Source organism: Nocardia sp. NPDC057455 (assembly GCF_042802775.1).
In the GTDB taxonomy this organism is placed as follows: Bacteria; Actinomycetota; Actinomycetes; order Mycobacteriales; family Mycobacteriaceae; genus Nocardia.
Genome location: NZ_JBHVDM010000194.1, coordinates 1 through 2466, shown reverse-complemented (window position 1 = coordinate 2466; position 2466 = coordinate 1). Strand labels below are relative to the sequence as shown.

The 2466-nt window shown below is 68.7% G+C and carries 3 protein-coding genes; 2 read left to right on the top strand and 1 reads right to left on the bottom strand.

Annotated features, from left to right (window positions below):
- Window positions 1-74: 74 nt before the first annotated feature.
- A complete protein-coding gene (locus ACFU5M_RS34365) occupies window positions 75-746 on the bottom strand; it encodes a DUF3043 domain-containing protein (RefSeq protein WP_379055777.1) in 672 nt (223 codons plus the stop codon).
- 196 nt (window positions 747-942) lie between these two features.
- On the opposite strand from ACFU5M_RS34365, the gene ACFU5M_RS34360 reads away from it, so the two are divergent.
- Together ACFU5M_RS34360 and ACFU5M_RS34355 are read left to right on the top strand one after the other, a co-directional pair.
- Window positions 943-1293, top strand: a complete 351-nt coding sequence (locus ACFU5M_RS34360; protein WP_040865873.1) for an iron-sulfur cluster assembly accessory protein — start codon at window positions 943-945, stop codon at window positions 1291-1293.
- A 167-nt stretch (window positions 1294-1460) separates the two neighbouring features.
- Window positions 1461-2429: a carbohydrate kinase family protein gene (locus ACFU5M_RS34355; RefSeq protein WP_379055775.1), complete on the top strand. Its 969-nt coding sequence runs from the start codon at window positions 1461-1463 to the stop codon at window positions 2427-2429.
- Window positions 2430-2466: the final 37 nt, after the last annotated feature.

Sequence of the window (2466 nt, the reverse complement as noted above, 5' to 3'; positions counted from 1 at the left end):
GGTCGCCAGCGGCGGCCGCGCAAACGCGAGCCACAAAGGGGCCGCGAACACGCCGCGCCGAAGGCGCGGCCAAACTACACAGCGTCGCCCGGGTTGACGCGCGGTTTCGGGGCGCGCATCTTGCGGATCTGGGAGGCGCGGACGAAGGCGTACCAGCCGAGCCGGTACCCGCCGTCGGTGGTCTCCGGGAAACGCTCCCTGACCCGGTTGTTCACCACCCGGCCGAGCAAAACGCCCTCGATGCCCATGAACAGCATCATCACCAGCATGGCCAGGGTGACGATGGTCTGCAGTGCGGGCGCGACGAACATCGACAGGATCAGCACCAGGGCCATCGGCATGAAAAGGCCCACCAGGTTGCGGCGGGCGTCGACGATGTCGCGCACGAACGCCCGGACCGGGCCCTGGTCGCGGGGCGGCAGGTATTTGTCCTCGCCCGCGAGCATGCGTTCCCGCCGATCCGCGGCGGCCTCACGCCGCCTGGCGGACGCGGCCTTGCGCTCCTCCCTGCTGCCCCGCGCGGCCTTGCGCCGGGCGCGGGCCTCTTTCGCGGTGAGCGGAGCGGGTGCTATCGGACCGCGGCGCTTGCCCTGTGCGTCACGGCGTTTCGGAGTGGGGCGGCCCTTGCCCGCGGTGGCCGTGGCCGCCGCGCGGGTGGTGCCCGCGGCTGAGTCACCGTCCGTGACCACCGTCGATTCGGCGGTCGCGTCGGTGCTGCTGGACTCGCCGCGACGGAACAATTTCACATCGACCAGGCTATTCGATGGGTAGCGCGGCGAGAAATGCGGTCCGATTCGCCGGGAGTGTGCGGGGTCACGCAGGTTGCGTGTCATCACGGATCGGGTGGTGGCAAGATGGAGGAATAGCAGCCGGCCGACTGGTGTTGACCGACACGACCCCGTGCGCTGTTCGGGTAGACCACAGGTTCCTCGAGGAGAGTTCATGACTGTGCAGAACGAGACCGCCACCCACGGTGTGAGTCTGACCGACGCCGCCGCCGCGAAGGCGAAGGCACTGCTGGACCAGGAGGGACGCGACGACCTGGCGCTGCGTATCGCGGTGCAGCCGGGTGGTTGTGCCGGCCTGCGTTACCAGCTGTTCTTCGACGACCGTTCGCTCGACGGCGACCTCACCGTCGACTTCGCCGGCGTCACGCTGGCGGTCGACCGGATGAGCGCGCCGTACGTGCAGGGCGCCTCGATCGACTTCGTCGACACCATCGAGAAGCAGGGTTTCACCATCGACAACCCGAACGCCACCGGCTCTTGCGCCTGCGGCGACTCCTTCAACTGAGGCCGTCCGCCTCTCCGGGCCTCGGGGCTCGCGAAATCAGTTGTCGCGTCGGGACATGTAGGTACGCGACTGCGGCGGATCGGTGAGGCGGATCCGCTACGGTGAGACCGGGACCTTGCCGTCCCGGTCTTGACCGCCTGCCGCCTACAGTTGAAGGGCTCAGCCACGTGTCCATCGCCGTTTCCGCGTCCATTGCGACCGACCACCTCATGCGTTTTCCCGGACGGTTCGCCGACGTACTGCTGGCCGATCAGCTCGACCACGTGTCGCTGAGCTTCCTCGTCGACGATCTGCAGATCCGTCGCGGTGGCGTCGGTGGCAACATCGCCTACGCCATGGGCCTGCTCAATCGCACGCCCCTGCTCGTGGGCGCGGTCGGCGCCGACTTCGGCGACTATCGCGCCTGGCTGGAGAAGCACGGGGTGGACTGCTCCACCGTGCTGGTCTCCGAGCGCGCCCACACCGCGCGTTTCGTCTGCACCACCGACGACGACATGGCCCAGATCGCGTCGTTCTACCCCGGCGCGATGAGTGAGGCCCGCGACATCTCCATCGCCGAACTCGCCGAGACCAGGGACCTGGACCTCGTCCTGGTGGGCGCCAACGACCCCGAGGCGATGCTGCGGCACACCACCGAATGCCGCGAACTCGGCATTCCGTTCGCCGCCGATCCTTCCCAGCAGCTGGCCCGCTTGGACGGCGACCAGTCCGTGCAGCTCATCGACGGCGCCGCCTACCTGTTCACGAACAAGTACGAGTGGGCGCTGCTGCTGCAGAAGACCGGTCTGAGCGAGGAAGAGGTCGCGCAGAAGGTCGGCGTGCGCGTCACCACCTTGGGCGCGGAAGGGGTGCGGATCGTCGATCGCGACGGCACCGAGGTGACCGTCGGCGTCGTACCCGAGGTCGAGAAGGTCGAGCCGACCGGCGTCGGCGACGCCTTCCGCGCGGGCTTCCTCACCGCGCACACCGCCGGGTTGAGCCTGGAGCGTTCCGCGCAGCTGGGATCGCTGATCGCCGTGCTCGTCCTGGAGACGATGGGCACCCAGGAGTGGACGCTGAGCAAGGAGTCCGCGCTGGAGCGCCTCACGCAGGCGTACGGCCCCGAGTCCGCCGCGGACATCAAGACCCTGCTCTGATTTTCACGACGAAAGGCGCGCACCCGGCCGGGTGCGC